Annotated in this window: 25 protein-coding genes; 2 read left to right on the forward strand and 23 right to left on the reverse strand. The window is 28.3% G+C overall.

Annotated elements, in window-relative coordinates; genetic code table 11:
* Positions 1–155: 155 nt before the first annotated feature.
* The 21 genes from glyS to prmA form a co-directional block, all read right to left on the reverse strand.
* The gene (gene glyS, locus KGF42_RS10690) at positions 156–2,222 is read right to left on the reverse strand and encodes a glycine--tRNA ligase subunit beta (RefSeq protein WP_227826296.1); all 2,067 of its coding nucleotides are present in this window, start codon (positions 2,220–2,222) and stop codon (positions 156–158) included.
* A complete protein-coding gene (gene glyQ, locus KGF42_RS10695) occupies positions 2,222–3,100 on the reverse strand; it encodes a glycine--tRNA ligase subunit alpha (protein WP_227826297.1) in 879 nt (292 codons plus the stop codon). Before glyQ ends, glyS begins: the two co-directional genes overlap by 1 nt.
* Before the next feature lie 159 nt (positions 3,101–3,259).
* Entirely contained in the window at positions 3,260–3,859 is a 600-nt protein-coding gene (locus KGF42_RS10700) for a DUF4342 domain-containing protein (protein WP_199856142.1), read from the reverse strand.
* On the reverse strand, positions 3,852–4,625 hold the full coding sequence (gene recO, locus KGF42_RS10705; protein ID WP_054274438.1) for a DNA repair protein RecO: 774 nt from the start codon (positions 4,623–4,625) through the stop codon (positions 3,852–3,854). The genes KGF42_RS10700 and recO overlap by 8 nt, the downstream gene beginning before the upstream one ends.
* Positions 4,591–4,746 (reverse strand): YqzL family protein, encoded by a 156-nt coding sequence (locus tag KGF42_RS10710; protein WP_003416649.1) that lies wholly within the window; start codon positions 4,744–4,746, stop codon positions 4,591–4,593. The genes recO and KGF42_RS10710 overlap by 35 nt, the downstream gene beginning before the upstream one ends.
* Positions 4,747–4,818: 72 nt before the next feature.
* Positions 4,819–6,198: a magnesium transporter gene (gene mgtE, locus KGF42_RS10715; protein WP_227826298.1), complete on the reverse strand. Its 1,380-nt coding sequence runs from the start codon at positions 6,196–6,198 to the stop codon at positions 4,819–4,821.
* Positions 6,199–6,209: 11 nt separating this feature from the next.
* The gene (era, locus tag KGF42_RS10720; RefSeq protein WP_227821238.1) at positions 6,210–7,103 is read right to left on the reverse strand and encodes a GTPase Era; all 894 of its coding nucleotides are present in this window, start codon (positions 7,101–7,103) and stop codon (positions 6,210–6,212) included.
* Positions 7,104–7,150: 47 nt separating this feature from the next.
* A complete protein-coding gene (locus KGF42_RS10725) occupies positions 7,151–7,552 on the reverse strand; it encodes a cytidine deaminase (protein ID WP_054274441.1) in 402 nt (133 codons plus the stop codon).
* Positions 7,553–7,670: 118 nt separating this feature from the next.
* A complete protein-coding gene (locus tag KGF42_RS10730; protein ID WP_054274442.1) occupies positions 7,671–8,390 on the reverse strand; it encodes a diacylglycerol kinase in 720 nt (239 codons plus the stop codon).
* Between the two features lie 5 nt (positions 8,391–8,395).
* A complete protein-coding gene (ybeY, locus tag KGF42_RS10735) occupies positions 8,396–8,857 on the reverse strand; it encodes an rRNA maturation RNase YbeY (RefSeq protein ID WP_227821237.1) in 462 nt (153 codons plus the stop codon).
* Positions 8,858–8,913: 56 nt separating this feature from the next.
* Positions 8,914–10,035 carry a PhoH family protein gene (locus KGF42_RS10740; RefSeq protein WP_227826299.1) on the reverse strand — a complete coding sequence of 374 codons (1,122 nt, stop codon included), beginning with the start codon at positions 10,033–10,035 and terminating at the stop codon, positions 8,914–8,916.
* On the reverse strand, positions 9,974–11,317 hold the full coding sequence (yqfD, locus tag KGF42_RS10745; RefSeq protein WP_227826300.1) for a sporulation protein YqfD: 1,344 nt from the start codon (positions 11,315–11,317) through the stop codon (positions 9,974–9,976). The genes KGF42_RS10740 and yqfD overlap by 62 nt, the downstream gene beginning before the upstream one ends.
* A gap of 12 nt (positions 11,318–11,329) precedes the next feature.
* Entirely contained in the window at positions 11,330–11,566 is a 237-nt protein-coding gene (locus KGF42_RS10750) for a YabP/YqfC family sporulation protein (RefSeq protein ID WP_054274445.1), read from the reverse strand.
* A 210-nt stretch (positions 11,567–11,776) separates the two neighbouring features.
* Positions 11,777–12,337 (reverse strand): ribosome hibernation-promoting factor, HPF/YfiA family, encoded by a 561-nt coding sequence (hpf, locus tag KGF42_RS10755; RefSeq protein ID WP_227821235.1) that lies wholly within the window; start codon positions 12,335–12,337, stop codon positions 11,777–11,779.
* A gap of 192 nt (positions 12,338–12,529) precedes the next feature.
* On the reverse strand, positions 12,530–13,027 hold the full coding sequence (locus KGF42_RS10760) for a TspO/MBR family protein (protein WP_227821234.1): 498 nt from the start codon (positions 13,025–13,027) through the stop codon (positions 12,530–12,532).
* A gap of 110 nt (positions 13,028–13,137) precedes the next feature.
* Positions 13,138–13,581: a GatB/YqeY domain-containing protein gene (locus KGF42_RS10765; protein WP_054274448.1), complete on the reverse strand. Its 444-nt coding sequence runs from the start codon at positions 13,579–13,581 to the stop codon at positions 13,138–13,140.
* Positions 13,582–13,610: 29 nt separating this feature from the next.
* Positions 13,611–13,790 carry a 30S ribosomal protein S21 gene (rpsU, locus tag KGF42_RS10770; RefSeq protein WP_003416618.1) on the reverse strand — a complete coding sequence of 60 codons (180 nt, stop codon included), beginning with the start codon at positions 13,788–13,790 and terminating at the stop codon, positions 13,611–13,613.
* Positions 13,791–13,952: 162 nt separating this feature from the next.
* Positions 13,953–14,303, reverse strand: coding sequence for a histidine triad nucleotide-binding protein (locus KGF42_RS10775; protein ID WP_054271054.1), 351 nt, complete (start codon positions 14,301–14,303; stop codon positions 13,953–13,955).
* A gap of 44 nt (positions 14,304–14,347) precedes the next feature.
* Entirely contained in the window at positions 14,348–15,646 is a 1,299-nt protein-coding gene (gene mtaB, locus KGF42_RS10780; RefSeq protein WP_227826301.1) for a tRNA (N(6)-L-threonylcarbamoyladenosine(37)-C(2))-methylthiotransferase MtaB, read from the reverse strand.
* A 1-nt stretch (position 15,647) separates the two neighbouring features.
* Positions 15,648–16,406: a 16S rRNA (uracil(1498)-N(3))-methyltransferase gene (locus tag KGF42_RS10785; protein WP_054274450.1), complete on the reverse strand. Its 759-nt coding sequence runs from the start codon at positions 16,404–16,406 to the stop codon at positions 15,648–15,650.
* An 18-nt stretch (positions 16,407–16,424) separates the two neighbouring features.
* On the reverse strand, positions 16,425–17,372 hold the full coding sequence (gene prmA / locus KGF42_RS10790; protein WP_227826302.1) for a 50S ribosomal protein L11 methyltransferase: 948 nt from the start codon (positions 17,370–17,372) through the stop codon (positions 16,425–16,427).
* A gap of 363 nt (positions 17,373–17,735) precedes the next feature.
* On the opposite strand from prmA, the gene KGF42_RS10795 reads away from it, so the two are divergent.
* Both KGF42_RS10795 and KGF42_RS10800 read left to right on the forward strand, forming a co-directional pair.
* The gene (locus KGF42_RS10795; protein WP_227821231.1) at positions 17,736–18,845 is read left to right on the forward strand and encodes a sn-glycerol-3-phosphate ABC transporter ATP-binding protein UgpC; all 1,110 of its coding nucleotides are present in this window, start codon (positions 17,736–17,738) and stop codon (positions 18,843–18,845) included.
* Between the two features lie 29 nt (positions 18,846–18,874).
* On the forward strand, positions 18,875–19,642 hold the full coding sequence (locus KGF42_RS10800; RefSeq protein WP_227826303.1) for a helix-turn-helix domain-containing protein: 768 nt from the start codon (positions 18,875–18,877) through the stop codon (positions 19,640–19,642).
* Between the two features lie 187 nt (positions 19,643–19,829).
* On the opposite strand, the gene KGF42_RS10805 is transcribed toward KGF42_RS10800, so the two are convergent.
* Entirely contained in the window at positions 19,830–21,203 is a 1,374-nt protein-coding gene (locus tag KGF42_RS10805; protein WP_227826304.1) for an MFS transporter, read from the reverse strand.
* 32 nt (positions 21,204–21,235) lie between these two features.
* Positions 21,236–22,171 (reverse strand): ROK family protein, encoded by a 936-nt coding sequence (locus KGF42_RS10810; RefSeq protein WP_227826305.1) that lies wholly within the window; start codon positions 22,169–22,171, stop codon positions 21,236–21,238.
* Positions 22,172–22,643: the final 472 nt, after the last annotated feature.

Below are 22,643 nucleotides of genomic sequence, written 5' to 3' on the forward strand. Positions count from 1 at the left end.
TTACTTACAAAAAGTGTGGGTGTCTCAAAATGAACTTTTTAGTTTATGAGACACTCTTTTTCTATGAAATCAAATATATTTTCATCATCTCAACAATGAAAAATAAGACTATCTCTATTTTGAGACAGCCTTATTTCTTATAAATAGTTTAAATTTTATTTATAAACAATTTTAGATAAATCACAAATTTCTAGCATAGTATCATATACTTGTTTAAGTAAAGCAAGTCTATTGTTCTTGATAGCTTCATCATTATCCATGACCATAACTGTATCAAATAAATTATCAACTACTGGTCTTAAAGATGCAAATTCATCTAAAGCAATACCATATTTCTTATCTTTTAATAATTCCTTAACTTTTATCTTTACTTGTTTAAATTCATTGTAAAGTTTAATTTCAGCATCCTCTTTTAATAAAGTTTCGTTAACTTTATCACTTTCTGCTTTTTGAGCTAAAGTAGAAACTCTATTAAATGCAGTAAGCATCTCAACTAATTCATCTTTTTCCAACCAATTATTAAGCTCTAAAGCTCTCATGTGCATATCAGAAACATCATTTATATCAGAACTTAAAACAGCATCAACAACATCATATCTTATTCCTAAATCTTTAAATAGATTTTTTACTCTCTCATTGAAGAAATTCATTATTTGTTCAACAACTTCTTCTTTATTAAAATCTAATTCAGAGTAATTATCTAAAGCATGTTCAATAAGTACTTTTATATCTACAGCAACTTTTCTATCCATAAGTATACTTAATATACCTAAGGCTTGTCTTCTTAAAGCATATGGGTCTTGAGAACCTGTTGGTTGTATACCTATAGCGAAGAAACCTGCTATTGAATCCAACTTATCAGCTATTGATAAGGCAACCCCTGCATTAGTCTTAGGAAGTATATCTCCTGCAAATCTTGGAAGATAATGTTCAAAAATAGCTTCACTTACAACCTCATTTTCTCCTCCAACTTTTGCATATTCTTTTCCCATAAAACCTTGTAATTCGTCAAATTCTCCTACCATTCCAGTAACTAAATCTGCCTTAGATAATTTAGCAGCCCTTATAGTATCTTCCTTTTCATCTACTAAACCTAAGCTATCAAGTATATCAGCACTTAATTTTTCAAGTCTTAAGGTTTTATCATAAATAGTTCCTAGTTTTACTTGGAATACAACAGTTTTTAATTTTTCTATGTAGCTTTCTAAGTTTCTCTTAGTATCTTCTCTATAGAAAAATAAAGCATCTGCAAGTCTTGCTTCTAAAACCTTTTCGTTTCCAGCTTTAACATTGTCTATTCTGTAAGAATTACCATTTCTAACAGCTATAAAGTTAGGTAACAGTTTTCCATCTTTAAGTACTGGGAAATATCTTTGATGTTGTTTCATAGGAGTTATAACAACTTCTTTTGGTAGTTTTATATAATCTACATTAAATTCTCCATAAAAAGCAGTTGGATATTCAACTAAGTAAGTTACCTCTTCAAGTAAATCTTCATCAAATTCAACTTCTCCACCCAAAGAATTTGCAACTTCTATACATTGTTTTCTTATAATTTCTTTTCTCTTATTTTGGTCTAAAACTATATAATTTTTTTCTAATTTTTCAAAATAATCTTCTATAGAATTGACTTCTATTGTACTTTCTCCTAAAAATCTATGACCTTTTGTTATATTAGAAGATATTATTCCTTCTAAATCAAACTCTAATACTTTATCATTTAATAATGTGACTATCCATCTTATAGGTCTTGCAAATTTAAGATTTTTTCCTCCCCAACGCATAGCTTTTGGGAATACTACAGATTTTATAGTTTCTGGTAATATATCTTTTAATACTTCTGAAGTTTCTTTTCCATCTTGCTTTATAGTAGCAAAGATGTATTCGTCTTTTCCAACTTGTTTAAAGTATATATCAGATTCACTTAACCCTTTGCTTTTTATAAATCCTAAAGCTGGTTTTGTTAAATTATTTTCTGCATCAACAGCAATTTTCTTAGCAGGACCTTTTATTTCTTCTTCTAAATCATTTTGTTTATCACTTAATCCTTCAACTACTAAAGTCAATCTTCTTGGTGTCCCATATGCATTTACTTTATCAAAAGATATTCTATTTTCATCAAGTAATTTATTAAGATTGTTTTTTAATTGTTCTAGTGTGCTGCCTACAAATCTTGATGGCATTTCTTCAACACCGATTTCAAATAAAAGATAATTTTTCATTATTTGTCACCGTCCTTTAAAAGAGGGAATTCCATTTCTTCTCTTTGTTTTACAAAAGTTTCTGCAACAGTCTTTGCCATATTTCTAACTCTACCTATAAATGAAGCTCTTTGACTAACTCCTATTGCACCTCTTGCATCCAATGTATTAAATGCATGAGAGCATTTTAACACATAATCATATGAAGGTATTACAAGTCCATTTTCCATAAGTCTTAATGCTTCTTTTTCATATATATCAAATAGATTAAACAACATATCTGCGTCACATAATTCAAACGCATACATTGAATTTTCATACTCAGCTTTATTAAATACTTCACCATAAGTTATTTTATCATTCCATTTTAAATCATAAACACTATCAACTTCTTGAATATACATAGCTAATCTTTCTAATCCATATGTAATTTCTCCTGTTTCAAGCTCACATTCAATATTACCTACTTGTTGAAAATACGTAAATTGAGTTATTTCCATACCATCTAGCCAAACTTCCCATCCAAGTCCCCAAGCACCAACTGTAGCAGCTTCCCAGTTATCTTCAACAAATCTTATATCATGCTCACTTGGGTCAATTCCAATTTCTTTTAAACTTTCCAAATATAACTCTTGTATATTATCTGGAGATGGTTTTAGTATAACTTGGAACTGATGATGTTGATATAGCCTGTTTGGGTTTTCACCATATCTTCCATCTGCTGGTCTTCTTGAAGGCTCTACATAACATACTTGCCAAGGTTCAGGTCCTAATGATCTTAAAAAAGTATTAGGGTTCATAGTTCCCGCACCTTTTTCAATATCATAAGGTTGCATCATGATACAACCTTGCTTTGACCAGTATTTTTGCAACGCCAGTATCATCTCTTGAAAATTCATAAAAATCCCTCCTATAACAATAAAGCCTCTCGTCTACACGAAAGGCTATTTTAATAGTTCTTTTACAACTTTTAGAATATCAAATTCTATAAAATTTGTCAATGTTAGCGATAATTCTCATAATTATCTTCTCTTCATTTTTTAAAAGTCACTTTATATCTATTTATTTTCGTCTTCGTCTTCTTTATTCTTTTCAAATTCTTCTTTCATAAGGTCATCAGTTACATCTTTGTCATCTTCTTTTTTATCAACTACTACATCCTTCACATCTTTAGCTGCATTAGTTATCATATTCTTCAAAACATGAAGTTTTTCTTCATTCAATTCACCTAAATCTACAATTTCTCCATCTTCTTCATTTTGAACTTTTATACGATATTTACTTATAACGGCAGCTGATAGACCAACTAAAGTAGCTAATGGTACAAAAGCTAATCCAACAACTCCAACTGTTAAAGGAATGTTCATCATAGTTTTTCCATCTTTTTCAATTATTACTCTTACTACACTACTTTTTCTAAGAAGCTCTTTTAGTTGAAATTTTATATTTTCTCCATCTTTACCAAATACTTCTTCCATAGTTTCTTTAGCAGATTTTGCTTTACAATTACAAGTATTTTTTTTATTTTCTAAATATATTACTGCTTCAATTACATCTCCATCGCATATTACTAATGCCTCTTTTGCTTCTGCATAAGTTGCTCCTGGAACTCTTTCAAAGACTGAATCAACCATTTCAATAGTTATATTACTACTCATCATTATCCACTCCCTTATTATTTTTTACACTTTGTAATACGTGTAATGATTTAAAATTAATATTATCAACATAAACTTTCAAATACTTGTCTAGAATATTCTCAAGCTCATGTGTTATATATTTTGATACTTTAGCTTTACTACATGTTAAAATATCATTCCTTAATACATATTCCATAAGACTTATAGTTGTTAAGTCTAATTTTATATTATTATCAAAAAGTTTGCTACACTTACTACATAGTATACCACCTTCGTAGATATTAAACACAGAATTTTGCAAAATTTTACATTTACAATTAATGCATTTATTCACTATAGGTTTAAATCCTATATAGTCTAAAAATTTTAACTCGAATGCTACTGTTATAAACCTATTATCTGTATTCTCCTGTGTATACAAATACAGCGTCTGCGCAAGTAATATAAATAACCTATTATTAGTCTGATTTTCAAGTATAGAATTCTCAACTAATTTTGTAATATATGTAGCATAAGAAAATGCCTCTATATCGTAGGATATATTATAAAAACTTTTTATTATTTCGCTTTGAGTAACCTTGTACATATTACCTTGTTTTTTTAAGGTAAAATTGCTATAAGAAAATAACTGTGATGATGAAAGTAAAGAGCTCTTATTTTTTTTGGCTCCTTTTGCTATTGCAGATATCTTTCCAAGCTTCCTTGTAAATAGTGTAAGTATTATATCACTTTCCTTATACCTTATAGCTTTAAGTACTATCCCCTGGGTGTTCAGGATTATCATCGTCTTCTTTTTTCTCCCTTACTTCTTCAATTTCTTCATGTATGTTTTTGCAATCACAGAAATATAAATATGCATCTATACTACCTGTTTTTTTAAAAACTTCCCAACTGATATTGTTCATTTTTAAAAAACCCCCTTCTTACATTTATACTTATATTTTTAGTAAGAAGAGGATAAATCATACATAAAGTTATTAAACAATTTTTGACAATAATGCTGTTGTTATTATAATGTAAACTGCTATGCCAGTTATATCAAGAGCTGTAGATATAATTGGTGATGAAACTGTAGATGGGTCTGCATCCATTTTTTTTAATAAAACAGGCATAAACGCACCTATTGTTGCACCCAAAACCATATTTATAAATAATGATATTGAAACAATTAATACAATGTCTAACTTTCTCATAACAAAGTAAATTATAATACCTGTTATTATACTACACAAAAGACCTGTAATAATTCCTACAATAGCTTCTCTAACCACATTACTAAAATTCAAATCTTTATTAGACAATGTTATTACTGTAACAGCTGATGATTGAGTTCCAATATTTCCACCCATACCAATTACTACTGGTATAAAAAATACTAATGGAGCATATACAGGGTTCATTATATAGTCTAAGTTAGAAAGTATTAACGAAGCCAACAATCCTCCTATTAATGTAATAATTAACCAAGGTAATCTTCCTCTAAGTGCTGATATTGTCTGCTCTTTCAATGTAGGGTTTTCTTTTTCAGCAACTTCTCTTTCATGTTCTGAACTTCCTGCAAACTTATACATATCTTCAGTTGCTTCTTCTTCCATTACATCGATTATATCATCTACTGTTATTATTCCTTTTAATTTTTCTTGTCTATCCACTACTGGAATTGCTATTAAATTGTATTTAGATACTAATCTTACTGCTTCTTCTCTATCTTCATCTACATAAACAGAGATTATATTTTCACTCATCAAATCTTCTACTATATTTGCATCTCTAGCTATTATTAATTCTCTTAATGACAATACTCCAACTAGTTTTTCTTCATCATCAACTACATATATATAATAAATAGTTTCGGCTTCTTCAGCTTCTTCTCTCATATGGTCTATCGCCTCAAGAGCTGTCATATCTTTATTTATAGAAATATATCCAGTAGTCATTGTTCCACCAGCAGAATCTTCATCATAGAATAATAGCTCTTTTACATAATCAGCATTCTCTTGATTTAAAAGATTTATTATGTGTTCTCTTTCTTCTTCTTCAAGCTCACTTAACTTGTCTGCCATGTCCCCAAGAGACATAAGTTCAAGTATATTTTTTGAGTGTTCTACATCCAACTTAGATAAAATACTAATAAAAAACTCTACACTACCTTCTTCTAATATAGAAGATGCCATATCTAAAGGAAGTACTTCAAACAATTGAATTTTCATGTCTTCCTCTAAATTTTCCATTATATCGAATATATCAATTATATGATATTCCTCTATTAATTCTCTTAACTCCAATACTTTATTATTATCAATTAATGATTTTACTTCATATAATAAATCTTGGGAAGCATCCAGTTTCCTATCCATATAACCCACCTTTATTTATCATTATATCCAAAATTATTTATATAATTTTGTAAATTTCTCCAATTTTCTTTGACTTTAACCCATAATTGAAGATTTATTTGTGAACCTAAAAGTAATTCTATATCTTGTCTTGCTGATTTACCTATTCCTTTTAGTTTCCTACCATTTTTCCCTATTATTATTCCCTTATGTGAATCTCTTTCACAATATATTACAGCAGATACATCTACTATTTCTTTATCATTTCTTGCTTTCATTTTTTCAATTTCAACAGCTACACCATGAGGTATTTCATCATTAAGATAGTGAAGAACTTTTTCTCTTATAAGTTCTGCTATTAATACCCTCTCTGGCTGGTCTGTAATCATATAATCTGGAAAATACTTTGGTCCTTCTTCTAAATAGTTTTGTATAACTTTTATTAGGGTATCCGTATTCTTTCCTTTTAATGCTGATATTGGTACTATTTCTTTAAAAAGCCCCTCATTATCATACATTTTGATTATATCAAATAATTCATCTTTTTGGTCTAGTTGGTCTATTTTGTTTACAACTATAATTATTGGTGTTTTGACACCTCTTAAGTCCTCTATTATCTTTCTATCTCCAGGACCTATTTTTTTAGAATCATCAACCACAAATAATATTAAATCTACATTTTTAAAGGCTTCTGTTGCTGCCTTTACCATAAATTCACCTAATTTATTTTTTGGTTTGTGAATACCTGGTGTATCTAAAAATACTATCTGAGATTCTTCATCTGTATATACTGCTTGTATTGTATTTCTTGTAGTTTGAGGCTTATCACTCATTATAGCTATTTTTTCTCCAACTACATTATTCATTAAAGTAGATTTTCCTACATTTGGTCTACCAACTATACTGACAAAACCTGATTTGAACATTAACTGTCTCCTAACTTTTTTATCTTCTTGTTTTAATCACATTAAATTTATTTTAAATCATTTCCAGAGAAATAGTTTGGCAACAAATCCTTTATATCATGCTCAAACACCTCTCCTTTAGTATATCCTGTTATTATTTTTATATCAGAGCCAAACTCTATAATTACCTGCCTGCATATTCCACATGGATATGTTTGCTCATTATTTTCTGAGTTATCACTTGCTATAGCTATTTTATAGATATCTTTATCACCTTCTGATATTGCTTTAAAAATGGCTGTTCTTTCTGCACAATTTGTTCCACCTAATGATGCACATTCTATATTACATCCAGTATAAACTTTACCACTCTTAGTTAAAAGAGCTGCACCCACTCTAAAACCTGAGTAAGGAGCATAAGAATGTTGTCTGGCATCTTCTGCCAACTTTAACAATTCTATGTTATCCACAACATCTCCTCCTGTATACAATAATTAAAAGTTATTTTTATTTAATACTCTACATTATATCATAAAATTTTAATTAGCACAGATTTGTTTTATTTTAAATATTTTATGTACATTTATTTTAATTATAGAACATTCCAAGCTGAAATACTAATATAGCTATCAGCACACCTAATAAAGCTCCAGCTATAGTCTCCCAAAATGTATGTATTTTTCCTTCAATCCTACTTTGGGCAACTAATACAGCCATTATATATGCAAGAGTAGATGCAACAACTCTTTCAGTCATAAGTGTAATTGCAGTTGCTATAGCAAATGCTAAAGCAGCATGACCACTTGGCATTCCTCCTTTTAAAGGAGTACCTGTAGAAGTCAATGCTTTTACAACTACAACAGCTATAAGAACCAATAATATACATATCAAGGTTATATGTAATTCTGATTCTCTTATTTTATAAATTAATATCCCAGATATATCCGTCAATTTATCATAAAACAAAATATATCCAACTACTACTGAGTTTAGTGCTGCTACTAGAACACCACCAGCCGCAACATCTTTTGCTATCTTAGCAAGCACATGATATTCATCAGTTACTAAATCAACAGCTTTTTCTATAGCTGTATTAAACATCTCCGCAACTACAACTAAACATATGGACATAAGCAACATTATCATTTCTAATTTTGAAAAGTTAAAAAACAAACTTATTATAAGAACAGCAACTGAACCTAAATAATGTATTTTCATGTTTCTTTCAAATTTAAATGTATACAATATCCCTTCTATAGCTGCATTAAATGCTTTAATTATACCTTGACGAGCTTTTCCTGGTTTCATAAAAACTACTCCCTTGTTATGTTTAACTTATTCAATATGTGTTCTTCTTTTTCTCTCATTTCTTTTGTATTTTCATCTGTATCGTGGTCATAACCTAAAAGATGAAACATACTATGACATATTAAAAAACATACTTCTCTTTCAAAACTATGATTGTACTCTATACTCTGTTCTAAGGCTCTTTCAAGAGATATTACTATATCACCTAGAGATTCTTCTTCTAACTCAACATCATCAAAATCATCACTTAAAAGAGGAAATGATAAAACATCAGTCACTCTATCAACTCCTCTATATTCTCTATTTAATTCATGAATCTCTTTATTATCTACAAAAGAAAGACTCACTTCATAATTATCATCATATCCTTCATAATCTAAACATTCTAAGATTATATCCTTTATCTTTTCAATTAACTCCTCGTTTACTTCTAATTTATCTTGTCTATCATCTAATATCAAATCCATTAACTACACCTACTTTTTATTCATTAATAATGCTATATATCTATATTACTACACTTTTACTTTCTTTTGAAAGTCTTTTCCTGTATTTTCGCTTTTTTACGTTCTTCTTTTTTAAATTCTTCTCTTTTATCATGCTTCTCATAAGCTCTTATTATTCTCTGTACTAACTCATGTCTTACAACATCTCTATCAGTTAACATTATAGACCCAATTCCTGGAACTCCTTTAAGAATCTCTGTAGCCTGTATTAGACCACTCTTCTTATTTTGTGGTAAGTCTGTTTGTGTTACATCACCTGTAACTACAGCTTTAGAACCAAATCCTAGTCTAGTTAAAAACATTTTCATTTGTTCAGAAGTAGTATTTTGAGCTTCATCTAATATTATAAATGAATTGTCAAGGGTTCTACCTCTCATAAATGCAAGTGGAGCAACCTCAATAGTACCTCTTTCTAAATATTTATTAAATTTATCAGCACCTAACATTTCAAATAGTGCATCGTATAATGGTCTTAAGTATGGGTCAACTTTGTCCTTTAAATCTCCTGGCAAAAAACCTAAACTCTCTCCAGCTTCCACAGCTGGTCTTGTAAGTATAATTCTACTAACTTCATCTCTTTTAAAAGCTTTTACTGCCATAGCAACGGCAAGATAAGTCTTTCCTGTTCCAGCAGGTCCAACGCCAAAAGTTATATCATTATTTTCTATAAGTTTTATATATTCTTTTTGACCTAAAGTTTTAGGTTGAACAGCTTTACCTCTTTGAGTTATGACAATTGTTCCCTCAAGTTCTTTTATTTTTTGTTCACTACCTTCAAGTAAAAGAGACAATGAATAAGAAATACTCTGTTTATCTAAATGTTTACCATTTGATACAGTCTGATGTAATTCATTCATAAGTTTTAATGCAGAATCTACATTCTTTTCTTCTCCAATTAAAATTATATTACCTTCTCTAAGTATCACATCTATATTTAAAGTTTTTTCTATTAATTTTACATTTTCATCAAAGTTACCAAATAACTCTCTTTCAAAATTACCATCTGCTATTGTAAATTTCTTTTGTATTATCAATTGAATTAGTCCTCCTAAGATTTTAAGTTTAAGTTTAAGTTTATTAGTTATTATTGCTATTATTATTTTGACTATTATTACTATTTTGATTACTATTATTTTCATCAGAACTGTTTTGGTCTTTATTATCCTTATTATCCTCATCAAATTCATTTCTTATATCATTCAATGGCCTTTTTTCTGGATTAGAAGGAACTTCCTCTTCGCCTTCTTTTGGTTTACTTTCTTCCTTTATAAACCTTTCTGCTTCTGATTTACTAAGAGGATAAATTTTAGCAATATTTTCACTAGTTTGAACTGTTATTAAATATTCTAACATATTTTTATTAACCTTAAAGTTATGTTTTACATCTATTATTCTAGCCGAAGCTGGGATTATGTATTCTAACTCTTTTAAAGCTTTTTCAGATAATTCTTTTTTTAACTCTTCTTTATTCCTTTTCACTTCTACTTTTTTTGTTTCATAAAAAGTACTCGTCTTTATCTTTATCGGAAAAGTATAGTCTCCTATTGATAGTTTTTTTTCTTTATTTTCAACAATATAATCTTTATATTTTATATTTTTTCTCATTGTGAACTCTTTATCATAAAAACTTAACGTATATATATTTTTCTTTTCTCCAGTCTTTTTGTTTACAATATCTACATAACTTGCCTTTTTTGTAGATTCATAAAAAGTACTTGCCCATACTTCTGGTATTGATTTTGTATTAGCTCCATTTAACAAGACATCTCCCTTTTGGACTATATCTCCAGATTTAATGACAGATTTACCACTTCTAGGGATTACCTTTTCTATTATACCATTTTTTAAAGCAATTACATTACAATAATTTGATTGGTCTGTAGATTTTAGGGATTCCGCCTTTTTTGTAACAGTAACAAATATATTTGTTCCTTTTACATTAATGGATAAATATGCCACATCATTAAATTTTGACATCATATGGTCTCTAACTTCTTTTCTATCAATACTCTTCTTATATACTCCTGGTCTTACTCCAACCTTGTAAAGCTCACTTCTAAGAGCTTCTTTTTTTATCCCTTCAGGAGATTGTATATATACATCTGTCACGAACTGTGATGTTGACATCAATAAAAATAAAGATACAACAGCACAAATCCACATACCTTTGTGCTTATAAATTCTTTTGATAATAAAAGGAACCCCTGTTTTTTGCTTTACCTTTATATCAAACTTACTTCCTCTATAAATATTCTTAAACTCTTTTATATCTTGTCTATCTATATGAAACTCCATTTTAGTATTTTTTATTCTAGTTGCATTGTAAACACTTATCCCATTTCTTATAAGATGATTTAAAAATTGTTCGAGTCCTACTCCTTCCACAACTATAACATAGTATCCCCTTATAAAACTTATCAAGTGTATCTCCTCCTAATCAACATACTCAACATTGTAAATAATTCCTTTTATACCTATCTCACTATCAGTAATATACTTAAGTGATAGTTTATCCCCAGATATTTTAATTGTTTTAACTTTAGTCTTTATTCTTATTAAATCAACTTCATATTCTAATATTGATAGATAATTTTCTATACTCATAAACGTATTACTTGTAACAGTAATAACTGGTTGATTTACTTGTAAATCAGTGGATATTTCTAACATAAGCATTACCCCCTTAATTAATTTTATGCTTGAAATAGGTATTTATGCACTTTATTGATGTTGCAATAGATTAGTTTTAAAATTTTTATACAATAATACCTAATATTTAATATATTATTTAAACAATAAAAAGGTAATCATATTGATAAAAAATCAATATAATTACCTTTTTATTTTTCTTATATAAAATCTAAACGTATACAATTTTTATTAGTCTTGTTCTATTAAACCATATCCACCAGCTTTACGCTTATACACTATGTTTATTTCAAAATTATCTTGATTTCTAAACATATAGAAATTGTGTCCTACCAATTCCATTTGAAGTATTGCTTCTTCTGAGCTCATAGGTTTTACATTAAATTTCTTTCTTCTTTCTATAACTATATTTTTATCTTCTTCATCATAATCATAATCATCAAATTCATTGCTATTATCTATAAAGTCAACATTTTCAAATCTTATGCTCTTATTATTTTGATTTTTGTCTTTAACTTTAGTTTTATACTTGACAACTTGTCTACTTAATTTGTCACAAACAATATCAATCGCTGCATATAAATCATCTTCCACATCTTCTGCTCTTATTATTTGCCCACTAACAGGAATTATTGTAACCTCCACTTTTTGTCTATCCTTTTTCGCACTTACTGTTACTTTCACTTCTGATTCAGGATCAAGGTATTTTTCTAACCTACTTAATTTTCCATCTACGTATCCTTTTATTCCGTCAGTTAATTTCATTTGTCTCCCAGATACTATTATTTGCATAAAAACCTCTCCCTTCAAGCCTTTCCAATTCTAATACTTTAATATGTTAATCTTTAAATACAACTTTTATAAATTTATTATATTTAAATTAATATTATTGTATATGAAAATGATTATTTTTAATAGTCTATTTATTTTTTATTTGGTGTGATATTATTAAAAGTACAGGGTAATTTACAAAACCTTTACATTCTATTTATTAATAAACCATATAAAATAATTCAAAAATCCTGCATAAACAAGCCACATCAAATATACCAAATTTATGTATCCAGCTCTCTTATCTATTTTAGAAAACTTAGAAATGGTTATTATAGAAACCAAAATCATTATTATTATATCTATTAAAGCTGTAAATCTAAGTCCAAACCCAAAAAATAGTATACTCCAAACAAAGTTTAGCACAAGTTGTAACCCATAATAAAAAATTGCATCTCTTACTTTAGGTAAGTTATAACCCTTTCTTAATATTATGTATGAAGATATACCCATCAGTATGTACAATATAGTCCAAACTATTGGAAATATAAAAGCTGGTGGTGCAAAGCTTGGCTTTGTGAGTTGTAAATAATAGGTTGAAATATCTGTTCCACTAATAATCATTGTTAAAATACTACTTAAGTAACCTATTATTAATGGTATCAATATGTTTATCAAAAAATTCCTAATCTCTTTTACTGATATAATCAAATTTTTCCCCTTCTTTCAAAATTTTCTTTGATTATAGATATGCTCAAATATGACTTGTTATTCCCAAAAACTATAAAAAGCCTAGAGATTTCTCTCTAGGCTATATCAATCTATTGTAAGTTTTGTTTTACCAACTTATTTATAAGTTTTCCGTCAGCTCTTCCTTTAACTTTTGGTTGGATAACTGACATTATTTTTCCCATATCCTTCATAGAAGTTGCTCCTACTTCAGATATAGTAGATTTTACAATTTCTTCTAACTCTTCTTCGCTTAATTGTTGAGGTAGGTACTCTTTTAAAACTTCAATTTCAACTTCTGTTTCTTTTATTAAGTCTTCTCTTCCAGCTTTTTCAAATTCAACTAATGCATCTCTACGTTGCTTTAATTGCTTTGCTATTACATCGATAATTCCATCTTCATCAAGCTCGACCCTATTATCAACCTCATACTGCTTTATAGAAGCTCTTATTAAAGTTACTACAGATTTTCTCACTGTATCTTTGTTTTTCATCGAAGATTTCAAATCCTCTTGTAACTTCTGCTTAAGGGACATCCCCTTCACCTCTTTATTCTTATTTACTACTATTTCTTAGCGTTTTTTCTTCTTGCTGCTTCAGCTTTTTTCTTACGCTTAACGCTTGGCTTATCATAGTGCTCTCTTTTTCTCACTTCTGACATGATGCCAGACATTGCACATTGACGCTTGAATCTTCTTAAAGCGCTGTCTAATGTTTCATTTTCTCTAACTCTTACTTCTGACATTTCTTTTTCCCTCCCTCCAATAGCGCAATTATGCTGGGACTGTAACTATGTTCTTTTTGCATAATATGCATTACAACCTAACACTTTGTTTATTATAAACTAAATTTTTACTTTTATCAAGTATTTTTATCAAGAAGAAACTCAATTTTTCAATAATTTAGTTTAGTTTTGTCCCGCTTCGTAATTAGGAAGCTTTTTACCAGCTAAAATATGATAGTGCAAATGCTTAACTTCTTGCCCTCCATCACTTCCACAATTATTTATGATTCTGAATCCAGTTTGGTCAAAACCTTTCTCTTTAGCTATTTTATTAATAACAACATGAATATGTGACACAATGTCCATCTCTTTATCAGGAATATCAATTACACTATCATAATGTTTTTTAGGTACAACTAATATATGATATGGAGCAACTGGGTTCAAGTCGTTAAATGCTAAGACTCTATCATCTTCATAAACTTTAGTTGAAGGTATTTCTCCGTTCGCTATTTTACAAAAAATACAATCCATTTTTTTCCACCTCCTATCTTACTAAATGTTATAATTTCTACATGTTATAGCAAAATTCCTTCTACATATTCATCTTTTACATCATTTATTTTTACTTTTAATATCTGACCTTGTATATTTTTGTCACTTTCAACAACAACTCTTATATAATTTGAAGTTAATCCTTCGTATTTATTGCCCTCTAGATTTTGTTCAAATAAAACATCTAACTCGCGACCAATAAATTTAGTTGCAAATTTATTAAAATTTACTTTACTTAAATTTAAAAGTTGTTCACTTCTAAAATGCTTCATTTGAGGGTCAACTTGATTTTCCATAGTTGCAGCTGGAGTTCCTTTTCTTGGTGAATATTTAAAAATATGCATTTGTGAAAGCTCTATTTCTTTCAAAAACTCATATGTTTTTTTAAATTCTTCATTTGTCTCTCCTGGGAATCCTACTATTACATCTGTAGTTATTGCAACATCTGGCATTTTACTTCTCAATCTGTCTACAATAGTTTTGTACTCTAAAGTTGTATATCGTCTATTCATTCTTTTTAAAGTTTCATCACATCCACTTTGAAGCGATAGATGGTAATGAGGACAAACTTTATCCATCTTTAAAACTTCATTCACAAATTCATCTGTAAATAAAATTGGTTCAACAGAGCTAAGTCTAATTCTTTCTATTTCTTCTATTTCATTTATTTGTTTTATTACATCAAGAAGTTTAATATCCTTATCCTTTAAATCTTTTCCATAAGAGGCAACATGTATTCCTGTTAATACGACCTCTTTATAGCCATTATTAGCCAATTTTTTTACCTCATAGACTATACTATCAATATCTCTACTTCTAACGCGTCCTCGGGCATAAGGAATGATACAATAAGTACAAAATCTGTCACATCCATCTTGTATTTTCATAAATGCTCTAGTCTTTCCATTAGTTTGGCTGATTTCTATTTCTTCAAAAGCTTTAACTTTCATTATATCATCAACCGTACTAACTTTTTTGTTTGCATCTATCTTTTTAATTTCTTCAACAATCGTTCTTCTGTCATTTGTACCCATGACTAGATTTACTTCTTCTATATCCAAAATTTCTTCTGGTGATACTTGAGAATAGCATCCCACTACGGCTATTATTGCATCTGGATTTTTTTTCTTAACTCGTCTTATGTATTGACGAGATTTTCTATCACTCATGTGAGTAACTGTACATGTATTTATAACATAAACGTCAGCATATTCTTCACTATTAACTTGTTCATAACCATCTTTTTCAAATAGTTCTAGCATAGCTTCCGTTTCATATTGATTGACTTTACACCCAAGTGTATAAAAAGCTACTTTTTTCAATTTATTTTTCTCCTCCTAAATCACTTAGCTCATACAAAGCTATCGTTGATGCTACAACAGAAGCTGTCTCAGTTCTCAATATTCTAGGCCCTAATGATACAACACTACAATTATTATTTTGCACTTGTTCTATCTCTTCTTCAGAAAATCCACCTTCTGGACCTATAAAAATTCCAACGCTGTCTACATTAGAATCACATTTTTTAAGTGCATGTTTTATTGAAACTGTTCTTTCATTTTCATAAGGGCAAATACTTGTATTATTTTTTTTCATATCTTCTAAAGCTTCTTTAAAACTTAAAACACCTCTTAATTTTGGTATCTTGCCTCTTTTACTTTGCTTTGCTGCTTCATAAATTATTCTTTCCCAACGTTCAAATTTTTTATCTTCTTTTTTGTCATCAACTTTAGCAACACTTCTCTTAGTTTGAACTAATATTATTTCTTCTACACCCACTTCAGTTAATTTTTGAAGTATCATCTCCATTTTTGGAGCTTTTGGAAGTCCTTGATATAGTCTTATTTTAAGTTCTGATTCTCTATTTATATCAACCTTTTCTAAAATATTTAAATTAACTACACTTTTATCTATATTCATTATCTCACAAATATACTCATTATTACTCTTGTCACATATCTCAAGTTTCTCACCTGGCTTGTATCTTAAAACTTTTGAAATGTGTTTTACATCTTCACCTTCTATAGTGCAAGTTCTATCTTGTAGATTTATATTATTTTTTTCAACAAAAAATCTATCCATTATACGTCACCATATCCCTTATTTTTTAAGCTTAGAAACTATTGCTGACCATTCACCTAATTTTTGAACTTCAACTATTTCAAATCCATTTTCAATTAAGCTTTCTTTAACTTCTTCTACTTTATCCAAAATTATACCTGAAGATATGAATATAGCATCTTCTTTCATAAAGTTTTGTACATCTTTTGCAAGTATCTTTATTATGTCTGCTATTATATTGGCAACTATTACATCAGCTTTATCTTTTATTACATCTGTTAAATTACCATGCATTACAGATACATTTTCTTCAACTTTATTTTCAAGGACATTTTCTTTTGCAACTTTTACTGCCACTTCATCTAAATCTACAGCTACAACTTCTTTTGCTCCTAATTTGGCTGCTGCTATTGCAAGAATTCCACTACCACAACCAATATCAAATACTTTAGAATCTTTATTCACATACTTTTCTAATTCTCTAATGCACATACTAGTAGTCTCATGTGTTCCTGTACCAAACGCCATTCCAGGGTCAAGCTCTATGATTAAATCCCCATCTTTGATAGCATAATCTTCCCATGTAGGTTTTACTACTACCCTTTGTCCCACTTTTGTTGGTTTGTAGTATGCTTTCCATGCATTTGCCCAATCAGCTTCATTTACTTGGTCTAATGATACACTTCCTTCACCTATATCTATACCAAAATCTTTTAATCCTAAAACTTTTTGCTTTATTATTTCGACAAATTCCATCACATTTTTTTCTTCAGAAACGTAAGTTTTTATAAGGACATCATCTTCTTCATTCTTTTTAAATACTTCTTCTTCAACATAATCCCAATCTAGTTCATTTTTCTTTTGAAATAAAAAGTCTTTTGGGTCTTCTATTACAGCCCCTCCAGCTCCTTGTTCATATAGTATATTTGTTATAGGCTCAACTGCTTCTGTTGTTGTTTTTATAGTTACTTCTATCCAATTATTCATAAGTTTACCTCTCTTCTTTATAGTAATATTCCTATTTTTCCATAACTTTTATTATATCATAAATATAATGTTTTTTTGTTTTATAAATTTTTATTAATAATATCTTACATAAAATAAATTTTCCAATTTTTACTAGATTAAGCTCATAACTATTCATTAAAATATATAAATTCTTAACTTCCACTAAAATAATGACAGATATCACTTTTTAATATATTTTACATATTACATAATAATATATATTATACATTAGAATAATAATAACTACATTATTAAACAAAAAAGTTTAGTCATTTTACACATTTAATATAATAAAAAAATTTGATACTATATAATTAAAATTTAAATATCAAGGAGAATATTATGTCAGAAGTAATTTTAAAAAATATATCAAAACTTTACTCAAATGGATTTAACGCAGTAAAAAATATAAACATAGACATTAAAGATAAAGAATTTATCGTCTTAGTAGGACCATCTGGTTGTGGTAAATCGACTACACTTAGAATGATTGCTGGTCTTGAAGAAATATCTTCTGGAGAACTATACATTGGAGATAAACTTGCCAATGATATAGAACCAAAAGATAGAGATATAGCTATGGTTTTTCAAAACTATGCTTTATATCCTCATTTATCTGTTTATGAAAACATGGCATTTGCACTTAAACTTAAAAAATTACCAAAAGATGAAATAGACAAAAAAGTTAAAGAAGCTGCTAAAATATTAGATTTATTATCTCTTTTAAATAAAAAACCTAAAACACTATCTGGAGGACAAAGACAAAGGGTTGCTTTAGGACGTGCAATAGTTAGAAATCCTAAGGTATTCTTAATGGATGAGCCTCTATCAAACTTAGATGCAAAACTTAGAACTGCCATGAGAACAGAGATAACTAAATTACATCAACAGCTTGGAACTACATTTATCTATGTAACACATGACCAAGTTGAAGCTATGACTATGGCTGATAGAATTGTAGTAATGAAAGATGGAGTGGTTCAACAGATTGCAACTCCACAAGATGTATACGACTATCCAGCTAATATATTTGTTGCAGGGTTTATTGGAGCACCACAGATGAACTTTATTAATGTAACATTAATAGAAGAAAACAACGAAATTTATGTACAAAATGAACATATTAAGCTTAAATTGAATAAGGAGAAACACTATGATTTAATAAAAGATAATTATATTAATAATGAAGTTGTTGTAGGTATTAGACCAGAAGATATTCATGTAGAAGATGCTTTTGTTAAATCTAATCCAGATACTTGTTTTAAATCAAAGATTGAAATAAAAGAGCTTATGGGAGCAGAAACTTATGCTCACTTAAAACTAGGTGAAAATACGATAACAATTAGATTTGATAGTAAAAACAGAATTAATGTTGGTGATGACTTAACACTTTCAGTTGACAATAGTAGAATACACATATTTGACAAAGAAACTACTTTAGCTATAAGATAAGAATATAATCTTATTTTTAAGGAGACTTTATGGAAGAGTTAAAAGATTTTTTAGAAAGACAACTTAATAAAAAAATAAATATCTATCCATATAAAAATCAAAGTTTAAATGCTAATAGCCATTTAGTTACTTTCAATAATATTATTTATGTTATTGATTTTCTAGATAAAAATAATCTTGATAATCTAAAAGGTAACTTTTACTTAATTTATCAATCTCACATAGACTTTGAGTATCTAAAAAATATCTTTTATAATTTATATGAAGATATAAATATAATACAACACAATGGTTTTTTTATAGTAAATTCTAAATATAACCTAGATATTAATGTAACTACACAAAATATAATTGAAGCTGAAACTTATCAAAGTACTTATATTTTTTATCTTGGTGAATTAGATAATAAATCTGATTTTGATTTTAGATTACAGTTATGTTCTGATTTACTACCTCATGTTGTAAAAGACAATGCTGAAAATAAGTTTTTAAATTTATTTGACCTTATTAGATATAAAACTTTAGATTTAATTAATGAGGATAGTATACTTAATAAGTTAATAGACTTTAATAAGATTAAATCTATTGATGAAGAACTTCTATATACAGGAATAAAGTTTATAAATAATGACTTAAACATTTCTAAAACATCTACTAGTATGTTTTTACATAGAAACACACTAGTATATAGATTGGAAAAGATTAATGAGATACTTGGATTTGATTTAAAGAACTTTGAAAATGCAATGATTTTTTATCTGAGTGTCAAATCTTATTTTCTATATAAAAAAATTTAACTATTAAATTAAGCAGAAATTTGAAAGACTAATTCAAATTTCTGCTTAATTTTAATTCAAAATATTGTATACTTGTCAAATATTCTGTACTTCAAAGCTTTAAATTTATAATTATCCAATCATTTATATTTTACAAATAATACTTTCAAAGCTATTAACTATCAGACCTATTAAACCCATAAATCCACTATTTTACATTTCTTAATTCTTTCTTTAATATAAAATTCAATAAAAAACTTATTGCACCTAAGACCACCATTACATATCCTAATATCTGAAATTGTTCTGATGTTATGCTTGCCTCAAATACCATTCCAAGTAAAACAGTTGCTAAAATAGAACCTAAATAACGACTAGTTTGAAACAGACCAGAAGCTGTTCCTATACTATCAGGAGGACTTTCTTTAAACATTGAGGATTGTAATGCTACATTACCAACTCCATAACTAATGCCCGCTAATGATAAAATAATGCCCTTTCCTATTACTGGTATATAAACAAAAATTACTGAAAGAAGTACTGCACTAATAAGCATAAAAATTGATGACATCATAAGGGGCAATCTAGTTCCAGATTTATCTATCCATTTCCCAGTTAATGGAGATATAAATATACCTATACCAGACATAAATAACATAAATAACCCAGTTGATTTTGCACTATAGTGTAATGCATCTTGAAAATAACTAGGAAGACCAAAAAACAAAATATAATTAAAGAAATTTAATATAATAAACTGTAAGTAAACTTTTGACAATTTAGGATTACTTATAAAAAGCTTAATATCTATAAATGGTAATTTTATTCTCAACTCATGCCAAATAAAAAGACTCATCAATATTACACCTAGTACAAGTTGTTCTAAATTAAAAGACTCCTTCATAGATAGCAAAAATAACAATATAAAAATCATTGCAATTGAAAATAGAAGTATACCAATGACATCTAATCTTGACAAAACATTTTTTAAAGTCTCTTTTATAGATTTCTTATCTTTTGATTCCTTTGGGAATAAAAAATACCCTAAGCATATAGAAACCAAAACAATAGGTATATTTACAAGAAATATAGCATGCCATCCTCCTAAATCCAACAATAATCCTCCAAGTGTTGGACCTAATCCTGCTGTAATTGAAGCAAAAATGGTTAGAACCGCTAATGCAGAAGACTGTCTTTCTTTTATATTATTTTGTATAAGAGCAACTCCAGATGGATATAATGTACTTGTTCCAATTGCCTGAATTACTCTTATAAAAATCAATATAAAGAACGATTGAACAAATGGTACTATAGATGCTGATAAAATTACAAGTATTAAACCACTCAAAAATAAGACTTTTCTACCTATTAAATCTCCTATCTTACCTGAAACTGGTTGTGCAATAGCACTAGCTAAATAAAATGCTGAAACAATCCAAGATACAGTTGTAAAACTAATATGAAAATCATTTTGGATACTATGTAAAGCAAGTGAAATCATAGAAGAATTAAGAGGATTTAGCATAGTTCCTGAACCTATGGCTATCAAAAAAAGCGTTCTTCTAGCATTTGTTTTACCCATATATCACGCCTCCAATAAGCAGTTCATTTACCTTATAAAAAAGCTGCTCCTATAATACCTGCGTCTGAACCCAAAGTTGCACATGTAATTTTAGCTATCTCTTCTTTTTTATACAATACGAATTTTCTTACCAAATCTTCTATTCCATCAAGTATTATATCACTAGATTTAGAAATTCCTCCACCTATAGATATAATTTCTGGGTCTAAAGAATTTATCGTGTTTGCAAAAGTTTTAGCTAAATACTCTTTAAATCTATTTATTACTTTAATTGCCACTAAATCATTTTCTCTATATGCATCAAACACCATCTTTGCATTTATATTTTCTAAATCACCTTCTGCTAAATCTAAAATCCTACTCTTTTTCCCTTCTTGTATAAGCTTTTGAGAATACTTTATAATTGCAGTTGCTGAGCAAAAAGTTTCTACACAACCATTATTTCCACAATTACAATTAAAATAGTTTTCTCCTATAATCTGATGACCTATTTCTGAACCCAATCCATGTGCTCCAGAAAATACTTTTTGATTAATTATTATTCCTCCACCTACACCAGTTCCTAAAGTATATAAAACACCAACATTAGCGCCCTTCATACTTCCAAACTTTGCTTCTCCAAGTGCTGCTACTGTTGCATCATTTTCTCCATGAATTTCAACATCTGGAAATATCCTTTTTAGTTCCTTATCAAAAGCTTTTCTATTCCACTTTAAATTTACACAAGTTACTAACCCCTCTTTGTTTATAAATCCCGGAACACCAAATCCAATAGATTTTATGTCACTCATAGTAAGTTTGTTATCTTCAAGCAACTTATAAATCATTATTTTTATGTCATTAAGTATTCCTTCAAAACCTTTTTCAATTACTGTTTTACATTCTGACCTAAAAAGTATCTTCCCATAATTATTAACTACTCCTGCTTGTATACCTGTTCCACCTATGTCTACACCTATATAATACATCACATTTCACCTTTCTCTTTTGAATAATTTAATTTTTACCTATATTTTATTATATATATAGTATATTAAAATGTGACACTATGCAAATTTTTCATAAAAGTTTATATACAAAGCAAAAACATCTTCTCACAGTATATTCTTACTATGAGAAGATGTTTATTTTATTAATTATTTTAATTTGGCAAGTGTTCAAAACAAACTTATACTTTAGTAATTTATACTAAAAATTATATACATTATATGCATATTTCTTTACATCTACCTAACCAGACACATATTTCTTTACATACACATCCAGAACAACAACTAATACTACATACATATTTCTTTACACATGTACATACTAAAAGTAATTTAAATTAGGTTATCCTAACTAAACTCTAATCAAATATACCCTTTGTAAAAATTTTAATTCATACAAAAGATTTAAAAATTAGATGCCTTGTCTATATAATATTACTATTTTACTACT

The sequence above is a fragment of the Clostridioides sp. ZZV15-6383 genome (assembly GCF_020657735.1).
Taxonomy (GTDB): domain Bacteria; phylum Bacillota; class Clostridia; order Peptostreptococcales; family Peptostreptococcaceae; genus Clostridioides; species Clostridioides difficile_D.

What these genes read in the sequence shown, in the direction of transcription:
- glyS (WP_227826296.1), bottom strand. Translation starts at nt 2,222, where the DNA reads ATGAAAAATTATCTTTTATTTGAAATCGGTGTTGAAGAAATGCCATCA.
- glyQ (WP_227826297.1), bottom strand. Translation starts at nt 3,100, where the DNA reads ATGAATTTTCAAGAGATGATACTGGCGTTGCAAAAATACTGGTCAAAG.
- KGF42_RS10700 (WP_199856142.1), bottom strand. Translation starts at nt 3,859, where the DNA reads ATGAGTAGTAATATAACTATTGAAATGGTTGATTCAGTCTTTGAAAGA.
- recO (WP_054274438.1), bottom strand. Translation starts at nt 4,625, where the DNA reads ATGATAATCCTGAACACCCAGGGGATAGTACTTAAAGCTATAAGGTAT.
- KGF42_RS10710 (WP_003416649.1), bottom strand. Translation starts at nt 4,746, where the DNA reads ATGAACAATATCAGTTGGGAAGTTTTTAAAAAAACAGGTAGTATAGAT.
- mgtE (WP_227826298.1), bottom strand. Translation starts at nt 6,198, where the DNA reads ATGGATAGGAAACTGGATGCTTCCCAAGATTTATTATATGAAGTAAAA.
- era (WP_227821238.1), bottom strand. Translation starts at nt 7,103, where the DNA reads ATGTTCAAATCAGGTTTTGTCAGTATAGTTGGTAGACCAAATGTAGGA.
- KGF42_RS10730 (WP_054274442.1), bottom strand. Translation starts at nt 8,390, where the DNA reads ATGAAACCAGGAAAAGCTCGTCAAGGTATAATTAAAGCATTTAATGCA.
- ybeY (WP_227821237.1), bottom strand. Translation starts at nt 8,857, where the DNA reads ATGGATTTGATATTAGATGATAGACAAGATAAATTAGAAGTAAACGAG.
- KGF42_RS10740 (WP_227826299.1), bottom strand. Translation starts at nt 10,035, where the DNA reads ATGAAAATAATAGTAATCAAAATAGTAATAATAGTCAAAATAATAATA.
- KGF42_RS10750 (WP_054274445.1), bottom strand. Translation starts at nt 11,566, where the DNA reads ATGTTAGAAATATCCACTGATTTACAAGTAAATCAACCAGTTATTACT.
- hpf (WP_227821235.1), bottom strand. Translation starts at nt 12,337, where the DNA reads ATGCAAATAATAGTATCTGGGAGACAAATGAAATTAACTGACGGAATA.
- KGF42_RS10765 (WP_054274448.1), bottom strand. Translation starts at nt 13,581, where the DNA reads ATGTCCCTTAAGCAGAAGTTACAAGAGGATTTGAAATCTTCGATGAAA.
- rpsU (WP_003416618.1), bottom strand. Translation starts at nt 13,790, where the DNA reads ATGTCAGAAGTAAGAGTTAGAGAAAATGAAACATTAGACAGCGCTTTA.
- KGF42_RS10775 (WP_054271054.1), bottom strand. Translation starts at nt 14,303, where the DNA reads ATGGATTGTATTTTTTGTAAAATAGCGAACGGAGAAATACCTTCAACT.
- KGF42_RS10785 (WP_054274450.1), bottom strand. Translation starts at nt 16,406, where the DNA reads ATGGATAGATTTTTTGTTGAAAAAAATAATATAAATCTACAAGATAGA.
- prmA (WP_227826302.1), bottom strand. Translation starts at nt 17,372, where the DNA reads ATGAATAATTGGATAGAAGTAACTATAAAAACAACAACAGAAGCAGTT.
- KGF42_RS10795 (WP_227821231.1), top strand. Translation starts at nt 17,736, where the DNA reads ATGTCAGAAGTAATTTTAAAAAATATATCAAAACTTTACTCAAATGGA.
- KGF42_RS10800 (WP_227826303.1), top strand. Translation starts at nt 18,875, where the DNA reads ATGGAAGAGTTAAAAGATTTTTTAGAAAGACAACTTAATAAAAAAATA.
- KGF42_RS10805 (WP_227826304.1), bottom strand. Translation starts at nt 21,203, where the DNA reads ATGGGTAAAACAAATGCTAGAAGAACGCTTTTTTTGATAGCCATAGGT.
- KGF42_RS10810 (WP_227826305.1), bottom strand. Translation starts at nt 22,171, where the DNA reads ATGTATTATATAGGTGTAGACATAGGTGGAACAGGTATACAAGCAGGA.